Annotated in this window: 14 protein-coding genes; 11 read left to right on the forward strand and 3 right to left on the reverse strand. The window is 44.3% G+C overall.

Annotated elements, in window-relative coordinates; genetic code table 11:
• Positions 1-113 precede the first annotated feature (113 nt).
• From folK to yjgA, 5 genes are all read left to right on the forward strand, one after another.
• A complete protein-coding gene (gene folK / locus H2245_RS03405; RefSeq protein ID WP_182405910.1) occupies positions 114-704 on the forward strand; it encodes a 2-amino-4-hydroxy-6-hydroxymethyldihydropteridine diphosphokinase in 591 nt (196 codons plus the stop codon).
• Positions 705-764: 60 nt separating this feature from the next.
• Positions 765-1,565: a 3-methyl-2-oxobutanoate hydroxymethyltransferase gene (gene panB / locus H2245_RS03410; RefSeq protein WP_182405912.1), complete on the forward strand. Its 801-nt coding sequence runs from the start codon at positions 765-767 to the stop codon at positions 1,563-1,565.
• Positions 1,566-1,612: 47 nt separating this feature from the next.
• Entirely contained in the window at positions 1,613-2,503 is an 891-nt protein-coding gene (gene panC / locus H2245_RS03415; protein ID WP_182405914.1) for a pantoate--beta-alanine ligase, read from the forward strand.
• Between the two features lie 122 nt (positions 2,504-2,625).
• Positions 2,626-3,567 (forward strand): RNase adapter RapZ, encoded by a 942-nt coding sequence (rapZ, locus tag H2245_RS03420; RefSeq protein WP_182405917.1) that lies wholly within the window; start codon positions 2,626-2,628, stop codon positions 3,565-3,567.
• 91 nt (positions 3,568-3,658) lie between these two features.
• Complete coding sequence (gene yjgA / locus H2245_RS03425) at positions 3,659-4,168, forward strand: ribosome biogenesis factor YjgA (protein WP_182405919.1); 510 nt, start codon at positions 3,659-3,661, stop codon at positions 4,166-4,168.
• A 103-nt stretch (positions 4,169-4,271) separates the two neighbouring features.
• On the opposite strand, the gene H2245_RS03430 is transcribed toward yjgA, so the two are convergent.
• Positions 4,272-4,892, reverse strand: coding sequence for a thiol:disulfide interchange protein DsbA/DsbL (locus tag H2245_RS03430; protein ID WP_182405920.1), 621 nt, complete (start codon positions 4,890-4,892; stop codon positions 4,272-4,274).
• 450 nt (positions 4,893-5,342) lie between these two features.
• On the opposite strand from H2245_RS03430, the gene ubiG reads away from it, so the two are divergent.
• The 5 genes from ubiG (at position 5,343) to H2245_RS03455 (ending at position 9,197) form a co-directional block, all read left to right on the forward strand.
• Positions 5,343-6,179, forward strand: coding sequence for a bifunctional 2-polyprenyl-6-hydroxyphenol methylase/3-demethylubiquinol 3-O-methyltransferase UbiG (ubiG, locus tag H2245_RS03435; RefSeq protein ID WP_182405923.1), 837 nt, complete (start codon positions 5,343-5,345; stop codon positions 6,177-6,179).
• An 11-nt stretch (positions 6,180-6,190) separates the two neighbouring features.
• Entirely contained in the window at positions 6,191-6,901 is a 711-nt protein-coding gene (locus tag H2245_RS03440) for an HAD family hydrolase (RefSeq protein WP_182405925.1), read from the forward strand.
• A 129-nt stretch (positions 6,902-7,030) separates the two neighbouring features.
• Entirely contained in the window at positions 7,031-7,825 is a 795-nt protein-coding gene (locus H2245_RS03445; RefSeq protein WP_182405927.1) for a YciK family oxidoreductase, read from the forward strand.
• Positions 7,826-8,000: 175 nt separating this feature from the next.
• On the forward strand, positions 8,001-8,795 hold the full coding sequence (locus H2245_RS03450; RefSeq protein WP_182405929.1) for a substrate-binding domain-containing protein: 795 nt from the start codon (positions 8,001-8,003) through the stop codon (positions 8,793-8,795).
• 135 nt (positions 8,796-8,930) lie between these two features.
• Positions 8,931-9,197, forward strand: a complete 267-nt coding sequence (locus tag H2245_RS03455; protein WP_182405931.1) for a DksA/TraR family C4-type zinc finger protein — start codon at positions 8,931-8,933, stop codon at positions 9,195-9,197.
• Positions 9,198-9,331: 134 nt separating this feature from the next.
• On the opposite strand, the gene H2245_RS03460 is transcribed toward H2245_RS03455, so the two are convergent.
• Together H2245_RS03460 and ompR are read right to left on the reverse strand one after the other, a co-directional pair.
• Entirely contained in the window at positions 9,332-10,486 is a 1,155-nt protein-coding gene (locus H2245_RS03460) for a GTP-binding protein (RefSeq protein WP_182405933.1), read from the reverse strand.
• A gap of 84 nt (positions 10,487-10,570) precedes the next feature.
• Positions 10,571-11,338: a two-component system response regulator OmpR gene (gene ompR, locus H2245_RS03465; RefSeq protein ID WP_259365064.1), complete on the reverse strand. Its 768-nt coding sequence runs from the start codon at positions 11,336-11,338 to the stop codon at positions 10,571-10,573.
• 379 nt (positions 11,339-11,717) lie between these two features.
• Between ompR and H2245_RS03470 the strand changes: the two genes are divergently transcribed.
• Complete coding sequence (locus tag H2245_RS03470) at positions 11,718-14,270, forward strand: Tex family protein (protein ID WP_182405935.1); 2,553 nt, start codon at positions 11,718-11,720, stop codon at positions 14,268-14,270.
• Position 14,271: the final 1 nt, after the last annotated feature.

Raw genomic sequence — 14,271 nt, forward strand, 5'->3', positions numbered from 1 at the left:
TAGTCTAAACCTACACTTGCCGTAGATAGGGCGCTTAATACAGTCTCTATTTACAGGGTGATATTGGTTAGTCGTTATCGAGTAAAATTTGAATTGCTGAGTAAAGTATAGTCATGAGTCTTTCTTTAAATGATGCGATAGATAGTACGGTACTGCTTACTACTGTAACAGACAGTAGCAATATCGAAGCGGATAATTGGACAACGTGTTATCTCGGTTTGGGTAGCAATATTGCTAATGAGCTTGGCTCGCCTGTTGTCCATGTACAGCAGGCGATTGAAGGCCTGCGCCAACATGACAATATTCGCAATGTGCGTGTGTCCTCTTTTTATGCTTCAGCACCCATGGGTCCGCAAGATCAGCCCGATTTTATTAATACGGTAGTTGAAATTGAAACGAGCCTAGCGCCACTTGTTTTACTGGCTGTTTGCCAAGCCCTTGAGCAATCGGCGAAGCGTGCTCGCTTACGTCATTGGGGTGAGCGCAGTCTAGATGTTGATATATTATTGTATGGTCAAGCAAAGATTGCTGAGCCACGATTAACTGTTCCACATGCAGGGTTAGGCGAGCGCAATTTTGTTTTAATACCGCTGCAACAACTAGCACCGGATATTGTCATTGCTGGGCAGCCAATAAACAGCTATCCGCAAGCAAGCGATTGGACGGGGCTAAAAATTCTTGCTGATAAACCTGATGATAGATAGTTATTGATAAAGTAATTATATACAGGCAGTAAGTTGTTCGAGAGTAAAATTGAGGGTTATATGACAACGTTATCGACTTTAAACACATTTAAAAAAGACGGTACTAAATTTACCTGTTTGACCTGTTATGACGCTATGTTCGCTCGCATGATGGATAAGGCGCTGATTGATACCATTTTAATTGGTGATAGCTTAGGTATGGTGGTACAAGGTCATACCTCAACGCTGCCAGTGACGGTCGATGATATGGCGTATCATACTGCTAATGTGGCACGTAGTAATCAGCATGCCTTAATTATCGCAGACTTACCATTTATGAGCTATGTGACCTTACCTGAGGCAATTGCGAATAGTCGGCAGTTGATGCAGGCGGGTGCGCAGGTGATTAAGGTGGAAGGCGGTCGTGAGCTGTGTGAGCTAGTGACTATATTGGCGCAAGCAGGCACACCCACATGCGTGCATTTGGGCTTGACCCCGCAGTCTGTCAATGTGTTTGGTGGGTATAAAGTACAAGGCCGCGGGGACGTGGCAGCAGATAAATTAATGGCGGACGCGCAAGCGGTGGTGGCAGCAGGGGCAGCGTTGCTGGTATTAGAGTGTGTTCCTGCTGAGTTAGCCAAAGCAGTAACCGAGAGTGTTAATGTGCCAGTTATTGGAATTGGCGCTGGTGCCGATACGGATGGTCAAGTCTTGGTCATGCATGACATGCTAGGCATGGTTCATGGTCGCGTTCCCCGTTTTGTTCATGATTTTTTGACCGATACTCGCAATAGTACCCATAGCATTGAGGGCGCTTTTGAGCTGTATCAACAATCGGTACGCGCAGGCAGTTTTCCTGCGGCTCAACATGAATTTAAATAAAATTTTATTCATTAATACTTATATTTATTGAGATAAAAGAGTCTGTGATGCCTATTATTCATCATCATATCGCTGCCCTACAAGCCGCGCTAAAACCTTTTCGCAGTCAGCAGCGCATTGCCTTGGTGCCGACTATGGGTAATTTGCATGACGGCCATTTAGAGCTGGTTAAGATTGCTAAAAAGCATGCAGATGTTGTTGTCGTGAGTATCTTTGTTAACCCGACGCAGTTCGGGGTGGGCGAAGATTTTGACAGCTATCCACGTACGCTAAATGAAGATGTGGCTAAGCTGGCAAGTGTCGGCGCAGATTATGTATTTGCGCCCACCATTGATGAGATGTATCCGGTATTACCACCGCCGACTACCATTCGCGCCGGGGTTATCACTGAGCAATTATGTGGCAAAACTCGCCCAACGCACTTTGATGGCGTGGGTATTGTGGTAGCAAAGCTCTTTAATATTGTTCAACCTAATGTTGCGGTATTTGGGCAAAAAGACTATCAGCAATTGGCGATTATCAAGCAGCTGGTTCGCGATTTAAGTTATCCCATTGATATTATTGCAGCGCCTATTGTACGTGCTGCTGATGGCTTAGCATTGTCATCACGCAATCAATATTTGAGCGCGGATGAGCGGAAAATTGCTCCGGTATTGCAGCAAGAGCTGCAGCGCTTGGCGCAGCAATTAAAGTTAGGCGCGCATATTGAACAAGGATTTGAGGCACTTATTACAGAGACCGCGAGTCGCATCACTGCTGCTGGCTTTATTATTGATTATTTAGAACTTAAAACCGTACAACTAGAAAATATTTCTACTAATAGGTCGTCTCAATCTACAAATTCTACAGAGTCATTGCCGCACCATCTAATTATTGTGGTGGCAGCGTGGCTTGGGAGCGCGCGTTTACTTGACAATCTGCTGGTAACGCTTGAGTAATAAATTCTATTAACGGGTTTGCCGCTTATATTTTTGCAGTCGCAATAAAATATGCTTTCACTCTAGAGTAATGAATAAAAAATTTAATAAAAACAATGCGTAAAGCAATGGGGTAGTTGATTATGGAAGTAGCAGATATCAGCAATACGCCTGTAATAGCAGTGGACGACAGCGTCAGTATTTTACTGGTATCAGGACGATCAGGCTCAGGCAAAACTTCGGCTTTAAATATTTTAGAAGATTTTGGCTATTATGCGATTGATAATTTGCCATTATCCTTAGTTGTAGATGCGACGCATAAGCTGATTAAGGAATCTGGTATTCAGCGAATTGCATTGGGCGTTGATATTCGCTCGCCACGCGCTGACTTATCAAACTTTGCGACTACTTATAAGACGTTAAAGCAGACTTATGGTGAGTACAACGTCAAAGTCATCTATGTGACGGCGCAAGAGACCATTTTGGTGGCGCGATTTAACGCCACACGCCGTGTGCATCCGTTGATGACAAAAGATCGAGTAAATTCTATACCAGTTGCTGATAACTTGCCGTCTGCAATTAGAACTGAGGCGTCGCTATTGCAGCCGATTGCTTATTGTGCTGATATCAAAATCGATACCAGTAATTTAAATATTCATCAATTAAAAGAGCGTTTGCGCGACCATATTGGTGTGGCAAATAAAGTTATTATTAACCTGTTGTCCTTCGGATTTAAGTACGGAAATCCAATTGATGCAGATTTTGTCTTTGATGTTAGGATATTGCCCAATCCGCATTGGAACCCAGCATTGCGCCAAGCAACTGGGCTTGATACTGAAGTAGGGGCTTTTTTTACCGATTATCCAGAAGTTGCTGAAATGACAGCTGATATCAGTCAGTTTTTACAGCGTTGGCTGCCAGATTTTTTGCATAATAATCGTCATACTGTGACGGTGGCAATCGGCTGTACGGGTGGCAAGCATCGCTCAGTATTCATCACCGAGCAGTTGCAGCGTACGCTTAGCGCAAGTTTACCTACCGCATTGACGGTGGTGACCAAGCACCGAGAAAAAAGCCGCTGGTAAATCTGGCTATTATGACTTTATAAGCTGCCGTGCATTATTACTTCACACGGCATCTTTCACAAATTTTGTTTCTAGTATTAGAGGGCTTACCATGATTGACTGGTCAGAACATGACATGCGCGTCTCGCGCACCGAACTTAAAAAAGCCCATGAGCGTTTACAAATGCTGTCGATACCGCTTGCTAGCTTATCCAAAAAGCAGCTTAAAAAATTGCCTGCTAGTGAATATTTTATGGCAGAGCTGATGGCGCTTGCTGATATCACCAGTGCAACCGCGCGCATCCGCCAAACCAAGCGCGTCGGCAAGCTTATCAGTGAAGAAAACCGCCATGAACTGGTTAAAGCTCTATTTGACGCTTTCTTTGCCAATGAGCAAGTCTCTAAAATTGAGAGCTGGATTGAGCGTCTAAATATCAATGACGAGGGCACGTTAAAGCAATTTGTCAAACAGTACAAAGCTTCAGAGCGCAACAGTCTTTATCAATTGTTACTTTGGATTGAATATGCCAAGCACACTCAAGACAATGAGCTGATGGCAGAAGCGAAGCAAGATTTGGCAAGTTATATTCGTGAAGTGGCCATATTAACGGAACTTAAGTAGCAGTGTGAAGTTTGAGATATGGATGTTAAAGTTAAATATAAAAAAGCCAATCATCAATGATTGGCTTTTTTATGAGTTTTTATTTTATAGCTATAGTAAAAGTTTATTTTTTCTCAGCGCGGGTTTTATCAACCAAGAAATCCACAACTTTAGTTACTTGTGGACCTTCACCGGTGACCACATATTTCCCTTGAACCACTACCGCGGGTACGCCTGACAACTGATAACGCTTCGCGCCTGCTTGTGAGCGTCCAACTTTCGTGCTTACTGCAAAAGAGTCATATAGACTGTTAAATTTCTTTTGATCAACCCCTTTTGAGGCGTACCATTTGCTTAATGACGCTTGGTCAAACACTTGCTTGCCATCTTTATGAATGGTATCGAATAACGCATCATGGGTTTTATTTTCAAAACCTAAAAGCTGGGCAGCATAAAAACCACGCGCACTGGCTTCCCAAACAGGATTTAACGCTGCAGGGGTTTTAAAGAATGCCACATCTTTGGCTTTAGTTTTTGCCCATTTTTCCATATGCGGATTGAGGGTGTAGCAATGCGGACAGCCATACCAAAAGAATTCACGAACAATAATCGCATTACCGCTAATTTTTTCTGGATTATCAAGAACGCGGTAATCTTTTCCAGCGACATAACTGGCGGCTTGTGCGCCCGTATTGGCAAGCCCGATGGCAAGCGCAAGACCAGTCAATGCGATGACATGTTTCATATAATTTCCTTTGGTAGTAAATACTGAACAATGAGAAAGACAGTTTGTTAAGACGGTCAAGTTATTAAAAAAAGCAAGATTTACGGAAGTCACCGTGGTTAATAGTCAAAGCGTTAAGCACGGTTTTGCCTATAATAGCGTAAAATAAACACTTTTGTGAACTGCATTCTTAACCAATGGTTGTAAAGCTGTGAGTCATTATTTAATAGCGCTTACTGATGCTGATGAAAGGTAGTTATCAAACTAAATTAAGATAATTTTTTAGCCATAATTTGTTACTTAGCCATTATGTGAATAGCAGTCATCTGCAATCACGACTAACATACACAATCGGTCACCATGTGTTCACGACAAAAAGGTGACGCTCATGCTAACATGAAGAACATGATTTCGCCGACTGTATCATACCCAGTCTCTTATGCGGCACTACCATTTTTTAAGGAATATTTCATGAGCTCAACGGTCTCTGCATCTCATTCTCCTACTGATACGCAAGTGCCAGCTTCACTATCTAATGCGACCAATGTCGACCCAAGCGAGGTGGATAAATTCAATAAACTGGCTCATGAATGGTGGGACAATACGGGCGCATTTGCCACTTTGCATCACATTAATCCGTTACGCTTAAACTGGATAGAAGACAACATCAAGCGCGGTTATCAAGGCGTTGATATTGATAAAACGGTAGACAGTGGCTTGATGGGTAAAAAAGTTCTGGACGTTGGCTGCGGCGGTGGTATTTTAGCCGAGTCCATGGCGCGCCGCGGTGCTGATGTAACGGGTATTGATTTGGGCACAGAAAATCTAAAAGCTGCCACCCTGCATGCTAAGCAAAGCGGCTTGGATAAAACACTACGCTATCAGCATATTCCGGTTGAGCAGTTAGCGGCAACGCATGCTGGACAGTTCGATGTGGTGACCTGTATGGAAATGTTAGAGCACGTTCCAGACCCAGCTGCCATTGTCGATGCTTGTTTTAAGCTGCTCGCACCGGGCGGCGTTTGCGTGCTGTCCACTATTAACCGCAGTCCCAAGTCCTATCTGTTTGCCATTATCGGGGCAGAATATGTGCTGCGTTTGCTAGATCGCGGCACGCATGATTATGCTAAATTTATCACTCCGGCTGAGTTGGATAAAATGGCAATCACTGCCGGATTTAGCCGTCAAGATATTATCGGCTTGCATTATAATCCGTTGACCAAACGCTATTGGCTGGCGCAAAACGTCGATGTTAATTATATGTTAGCCGTCCATAAACCTCAGCTAACGGTTCATTCCTCCTTATAAGAGCATCTTTTATGGCTAAGTTTGTAAAAGCAGTATTGTTCGACCTTGATGGTACGCTGATTGATACGGCAGCGGACTTTGTTCGTATCATTGGTAAAATGAGTGCTGAAAACAATTGGCAAGCCCCTCATGAAGCTGACATTCGTGAACAGGTATCCGCAGGTGCGTCCGCCATGGTGCAGCTGATGCTGCGTCATAATGAGCAGCTAGGCGTTAGTGAAGAGCAATTATTGGCGTTTCGCCAGCAGTTTTTGGACGATTATGAAGCAGATATTTGCGTTGATAGTTGCGTGTTTGCTGAGCTTGAAGAGGTTTTAACGACCCTTGAGCGTCAGAGCGTACCGTGGGGTATTGTGACCAATAAACCGCGCTATTTATCGGAGCAACTGCTGAAGGTAATGAATTTAGAGGAACGCTGTTCTGTATTGGTCTGTCCTGATGATGTGTCGCGCCCCAAGCCTGACCCAGAGCCAATGTATTTGGCACTAGAAAAACTGGCTATACCGCGCGGAGCTGCAGGCAGTGTGCTGTATATCGGTGACCATGTACGTGATATTGAAGCAGGCGCCGCAGCCGATATGCCCACTATTTTAGCGGCTTATGGTTATATTCCACCCGAAGACCAGAACAATTTAAAAAAATGGGGCGCCGATTATATTATTGACACGCCTGCACAATTAAGAGAATTGTTGTTGAATTCTGGCAAATTTGAATACTTATAATCCAGTATTTTTAACCATATTTTTAGCTATTTTAATCAGTTAATATTTTTTTAATAAATTATTGTGACAACTCATGTTTAATCCAGTTATTTAAAAAATCGTACTAAACCATCCGTAGTGAGTCCTACCATGAGCAACAGCAGTCTTTCTAATCAAGCATTAACCCATGAAGCCATTCGTAACTTTGTCCCTACTGAGCAGTGTCTAGACGGCAAAACTATCTTAGTCACGGGTGCCGGGGATGGCATCGGGCGCGTGGCGGCATTGACCTATGCGCGCTATGGCGCAACCGTGCTGTTACTTGGGCGTACTGTCAGTAAGCTTGAAGCGGTTTATGATGAAATCGAAAGCCTTGGCGGCAAGCAGCCAGCGGTGTTGCCGATGGATCTTGAAAAAGCCAGCTATGCGGAGATGCAGCAGTTAGAAGGGCTAATTGTTAAAGAAGTCGGACAGCTCGATGGCATCTTGCATAATGCTGGTTTATTAGGCGCACTGACACCGCTTGAGATGTACGATGTTGATATCTTTGCCAAGGTTATGCACGTCAATACTACGGCAACCTTCATGCTAACCCAAGCACTGTTACCCCTACTCAAAGATGCAGCGTACGGCTCCATTGTGTTTACCACCAGCACGGTGGGCACGCATCCGCGCGCATTTTGGGGTGCTTATGCCTTATCAAAACAAGCGGTAGAAGGGATGAGTGATATTTTCACTCAAGAGACCAGAAATACCACCAATTTACGTTTTAATTGTATTAATCCGGGCGGTACGCGCTCTAACATGCGCGCTCATGCCTTTCCGGGCGAAGATCCGATGACCCTCAAAACGCCTGAAGATATTATGGCAGGTTATGTCTGTTTGATGGGTGATGCAAGTATTGATGTGCGCGGGCAAGTAGTGGCGCTACAACCAAAAGACTAGTCATAAAGTGTCGTTACCGCTTAAATAGAAATAATGAATCAAACTGATGTGGGTAGTTCTTACCAGTATGGCAGTAACTTGTTTAGCGATATAGTCTGACTAGGTCTCGTATTAAAATATTTGTTACTCCATTTTTAGTAAGAACTATTGATAATTTTAATTAAGGATAGTATCAATGAAAAAAATTATCTCTGTTGCTTGCATTCTACTGAGTTGCACTTCAGCTGTTGCTCAAACAGCACTTTTTGATCCATCCATAGTGCATAAACCTAAAGATGGCATTATTAAGTTATATGGTGCGGGCGGACCGCATACCGCTTTGAGAAAAGTGGCAGATTTATGGGAAAAGCAAGGTGGAACTAAAGTAGAGATCGTGGCGGGCCCTGAGAGCCGTTGGTCTGCTGCTGCGCAAGCCGATGCAGACGCGCTATGGGGAACCTCTGAGCTATCAATGACTGCCTTTCTTGAAACGTATAAAACTTTTGATCATGAGAAAGTGACACCTATATATATTCGCCCAACTGTCATAGCAGTACAAAAAGGAAATCCTAAAAAAATACGTGGATTTGATGACTTATTGGCGAAAGACATCTCAATAGTAGTGACCGATGGTAAAAGTATATACAACACATCTGGAAATGGCACTTGGGAAGATGTTGCAGGTCGCAAAGGCCGCTTAAACGATATTGCTCGTTTTAGAAAAAATATCGTATCGTATTCGTTAGGTTCTGGAGCTAGCTTCAAAGCATTTAAGGAAAAGAAGGCAGATGCTTGGTTAACTTGGCCAGAATGGGCTATTAACAATGCTAAAGATATGGATATGGTCTATATAGATGCTGACCGAGTAATCTGGCGCGATCTGAACGTTGTTATATCACCAAAGGCAGATCCTCAAACCCAAAGTTTTATCGACTTTCTAATCACAGAAAAAGCGCAAAAAATCATGAAAACTGAAGGCTGGCAACGTTGAGTAGAATGATATAATTATTAATATCAAGTTAAGCGCTTGCCTATTGAAAGAATTATAATTTAGCCCCATCTATTTGTTCTTAAAGTACTTTATATGATTAATAATAAGTAACTAATAAAAGAAAAAGGATAAATTATGGCAGGTGGATGGTCAAAAGATGGGGCTGAGCACGAGCAAATGGATGCCACGGTTAATGATGCTTTAGAGCGTGCACGACGGGCGATACCGAGTGGCGATAGTGCAGAATTTTGCGACGAATGCGGTGAGCCGATTGCCGAAGCGCGACGCTTAGCGTTACCTGGTGTGCAGCATTGTGTACGCTGCCAGACAGAGCTTGAGCAAGAAGCTAAAGCATCTGAGCTGTTTAATCGCCGTGGCAGTAAAGACAGTCAGTTGCGCTAGTGCTGATAAGCAAAGCGCTTTAGTTGATCAATCAAAAGACACTCAATAAAAAAAGTCTAACATTAACTGGTAATGTTAGCCTTTTTTTTGAATAAATTTATAATTCTTTTATGACTTACTTCAAAGAACAAGTTTTAAAGAACGAGCGCCATCAGCTCGTCATCCCATATTGCCCAGTTTTCTTGGCTTTGTTGCGACTGAGTTTTATCCTTTGTTGTTTTTTCTACATCAATATCGCTGCCTTCTGTGCTGAGCAGTATAATCTCTAATCGGCTATCAACTTGTGCTGTGGTCGTTGCTGTCGACAAGCTGTCAGGCGTAAAGTTAAGCTGCAACCAGCCATCAGAAGTATTTACAACGCCCTTGATACGTTGCCATTCTGGTAATGCTAATAGCCATTGCTGAAGTGCATCGGCATCAAACATCCACTCTGCAGGCAGTCGCCAGCCACCGATCATTATGTGCTGTTGAAATATGCCTTGCTGGCTATCATGGTAGCGATACGGTAGCGTCTCATCCATAACAATATCAGTACTTATTGCGCTAGTTTTAGGTGTTAGCAACTGCATTGGCGGCTGTAGACGGATACGAGAGTGGCTAAGACTGCCCGTTTGCTGACTTAATATTTGGCTGGGAGTATTGATTTGTCGGGTGAGCTTATTGGTTATTGATTTCGATAACACCGTTTCAGATTCTTCAGGTAATTCTGCCCAAATCAACTGTGCTTGCGGATTTAATGCTGCAATCCACACTTGCAACGCTTGCTGGCAATTCGAGCTTAACTGCTCATGACGATTAATCACCACGACATCCGCTGCACATATATGCGCCTGAAAACCCTCATGATCACGATATTTCGGATTTTGCCACTGTACGGCGCTCAGTACTGCTATCACCGCTTGCATAGCTAATGCTGTTTGCCAATGTGGTTCGCTAAGCTGGCGTAACAGCTCGCGCGGATGTGCAAGCCCTGTTGGCTCAATGATTAGGCGCTGTGGGCGATGCTCACTAAGCAACCGACTAAGGGCAATTTGTAGCGGTAATTGACTGGTACAGCATATACAACCGCCACTCACCTCGCTAATGGCAATATCTTGCTGGACGTTGCTATCCGTTGTTAGTAGCGACCCATCAATACCAATGCGCCCAAACTCATTAATTAATAATGCCCAGCGTGCGCCCACAGGTTTGCAGCTAAGCAACTGATTAATTAAAGTGGTTTTACCCGCACCTAAAAACCCTGTCACAAGCGTGCAGGGTATGTTTTGAATCATTAAGGATATGGTCATAAGAGATAAGTACTTAAAAAATAAGAGTTATTTTGCAATATCTGACCGTGCGCCAAGCCTTGCAAAACAACCCTTTTAACCTAATTACTCTGGAGTGACGTTTGCTACCGTAGCGTCCACATCGGCATCAGGAACGAACACATAACCCACGCCCCATACGGTTTGAATATAGCGCGCTTGTGACGGATTGTCTTCAATCAGACGACGCAGGCGTGATACTTGCACATCGATTGAGCGCTCCATAGCACCCCATTCGCGACCACGGGCAAGGTTCATGAGTTTATCACGGGTCAATGGCTCGCGTGGATGTTGTACCAACGCTTTGAGCACTGAAAATTCGCCGGTGGTCAAGGTCACGACACTACCATCACGTTTTAGCGTCCGCGTTGATAAATCTAGCGTCCATGGTCCAAATTCAACCACCTCTAACTGATAACTAGGTGCACCGGGCAGCTCACGATTTTGGCGACGCAATACCGCTTTAATACGCGCAAGTAATTCCTTTGGATTAAATGGCTTTGGCAAATAATCATCTGCGCCTGCCTCTAAACCGGCAATACGGTCGGCGTCGCCACCTTTAGCAGTCAACATAATGATAGGAATATCGCTATTGTCTTCACGCAAGCGCTTACAGATACTAATGCCATCTTCACCCGGTAGCATCAAATCAAGCACTACTAAGGAGAACAATTCGCGCTGCATGAGCTTGTCCATTTGAGCGCCATCATGTGCGGTACGAACGACAAAGCCGTCATCTTCTAGGAAGCGTTGGAGCAATGAGCGCAACCGTGCGTCATCATCGACCACTAAAATACGCTGAGTCATGGTGTCTGAGCTTTTATTATCAGTCATGCAGATATCCTTTAATGAACAGTATTATCATGAATAGTAATATCGTCAATCCGTATTCTTAACAGAGTAAAAGTAACGGTCGATGATTTTTATGGTTTTATCACAACTTTTGTGCAACGGCTTTTTTGATTGTCATATTTATAGCGCCACCGCTTTAGTGTATAAGATTGTAACAATAATTGCATCACTTGCTGGTATAAATGCTGTAGGTGTTTGTTTACCAAGGCGCTGTGTTCAATTAGCTTAGTAAGTTAAGAGCGTGAACTGATAGGATTGATAGCCTAAAAACAAGGATAATCACGTAAGAGATAAAAAGGATTTCTATTCATGCAGCTTTTGCTATAATGCCAAACACCATTTCTCAACGATAGATACGTATATGAGTAGCACTGATACCCAAACGTCTTCTCAAGCCCCAACAAAAGCACAGGGCTTGGACGCAACGACACACGCGAATATCTCAGACAAACTTGCTCGCGCGCTTGGCATTACGTCTGCTCAAGTTAACGCATTTGTCACCCTCTACGATGACGGCGCAACCGTGCCCTTTATTGCCCGTTACCGCAAAGAGAAAACACAAAATCTCGACGATGCTCAATTGCGCGCGCTGGAAAAGTCGCTTAATTATGAACGCGATATGGCAACACGCCGTCTTAAAATTACCGAGTTGCTGAGCACCCAAGGTAATATGACCGATGAGCTACAAAGCCGTATCGACAAGGCGACATCTAAGCTTGAGCTTGAGGACATTTACCTGCCGTATCGTCCGCGTCGCCGTTCACCGGCTGCAAAAGCACGCGCAGCAGGCTTAGATAACGCCGCTCAAGCTGTATTAACGCAAGAGATTACCCCGATCGATGCGCTGGCAGGCTATCAAGCGCCAGCGACTATTACTGATGATAACGGTAATGAGATTGAGGTTGATTTCAGCGATATCGGCAAGCAACTTGCCGGTGTGCAAGCCATCATTGTTGACGACTGGACGCAAGCGCTTGATTTACTGGACAGCTTACGTAGCGGCTTTGCTAAAACGGCAATGATCGTATCTGCAGTTGCCAGCGATGAAAAACGTGAAGTGGGCGAGAAGTTTAAAGATTACTTTGAACACAGCGAAAGTCTTGCGCGTTTGCCGAATCATCGTCTGTTAGCCATGTTACGCGGTCGCCAAGAAAACGTCTTGGGTCTTAAAATCGAAGGCGAAGATGCCCCTTTTATTGCAAAAATTGTCAAGTATTTTGATATTGATGCCAAAGCCCCGGATGCGCGTCGTGAATTTTTAACGGAAGCTGCAACCAGTCTTTGGAAAGATAAGTGGCGTCCGCATATCGAGCATCGTCTATTGACTGAAAAACGTCTGACCGCTGAGTCTGATGCGATTGACGTATTCGCCAATAATTTACAGCATTTACTCATGTCAGCGCCTGCGGGTCGCAAAGTTATTTTGGGTGTTGATCCCGGTATTCGTCATGGCGTTAAGATGGCGATTGTCGATGCCCAAGGTCATGTCATGCTTGATAATGAGGACAAGCCAGTTGTCGCAACGGTTTATCCATTTGCCCCAGATAACAAAATGGCTGAAGCCAAAGTTGTTATCGACACCTTACTCAGCACCTATAATGTTGATTTGGTCGCCATTGGTAATGGTACGGCAAGCCGCGAAACGGATGCGATGATTAAAGAAATCTTGGCAGCTAATGAGGCGTTGACAGCTAAAGCCGTTATCGTTAATGAGTCTGGTGCGTCTGTTTATTCAGCCAGCGAGCTTGCCAGTGATGAGCTTGGTGATATGGACGTGTCCGTTCGCGGCGCGGTATCTATAGCCCGTCGTTTGCAAGACCCATTATCTGAGTTGGTAAAAGTTGATCCAAAAGCCATTGGTGTCGGTCAATATCAACACGATGTGAATCAAACGCAATTGGCTGATAGCCTTGATAAAGTCACTCAAGATAGCGTAAATGCGGTTGGTGTTGATGTGAATACTGCCAGCCCTGCTATCTTAGCTCACATTGCTGGCTTGAATCGCAATGTTGCTCAGCAAATCGTCAGTTATCGTAAAGAGCATGGTGCTTTTGCTAGCCGTGAAGCATTGAAAGACGTGCCACGCTTAGGTAGCAAAACCTTTGAGCAAGCAGCAGGTTTCTTGCGTATTCATGATGGTAGCAATCCTCTTGACGCAACTGGCGTGCATCCAGAAAGCTATGCCTTGGTCGATAGCTTAATTGCCCAAACTGGTAAAAGTTTAAGTGACCTTCTAGGTAATGATGGCGTGTTAAATACTATCGATACTACGACATTGGCAGCTAATGATGACAATGTAAGTGTCAAAGCCATCCTCGAAGAACTTGCTAAACCGGCACGCGATCCCCGTCCTGAGTTTAAGACGGCTACCTTCCGTGATGATGTAAATAGCATTAAAGATTTGTCTGAGGGAATGACTTTAGAAGGTGTAGTGACTAACGTGACTGCCTTTGGTTGTTTTGTCGATGTCGGTGTCCATCAAGATGGCTTGGTTCATATTTCACAAATGGCAAATGACTTTGTCGCTGATCCCATGAATCGCGTTAAACCAGGCGATATCGTGTCAGTACGGGTCATTAGTATTGATGAGGCGCGTGGACGTATTGGCTTTAGCATGAAGCCTGAATCTCAAAAACCACCACGTACTGCCACGAAACCTGCAGCAGACAATACGAGCAATACGGATGTCAAAGCAAGCCGTCCACGTAGCAATCGTCCTAGCACAGCTAATGTAAGTAATGATAAGCGTCGTTCTGCACCGCGTCCTCAGCGCCAAGATAGAGATGATAAAGGCAATGCAAGTGGGAATACCAGTCGCAGCAAAGCCCCACAGTCTAACAAGCCAGAGCCTAGTAAAATGGGTACGCTTGGTGCGCTATTGCAAGAAGCAGGCGTGACTAAAGCTAAGAAATAAG

The organism is Psychrobacter sp. GP33 (assembly GCF_014119005.1).
Taxonomy (GTDB): Bacteria; Pseudomonadota; Gammaproteobacteria; order Pseudomonadales; family Moraxellaceae; genus Psychrobacter.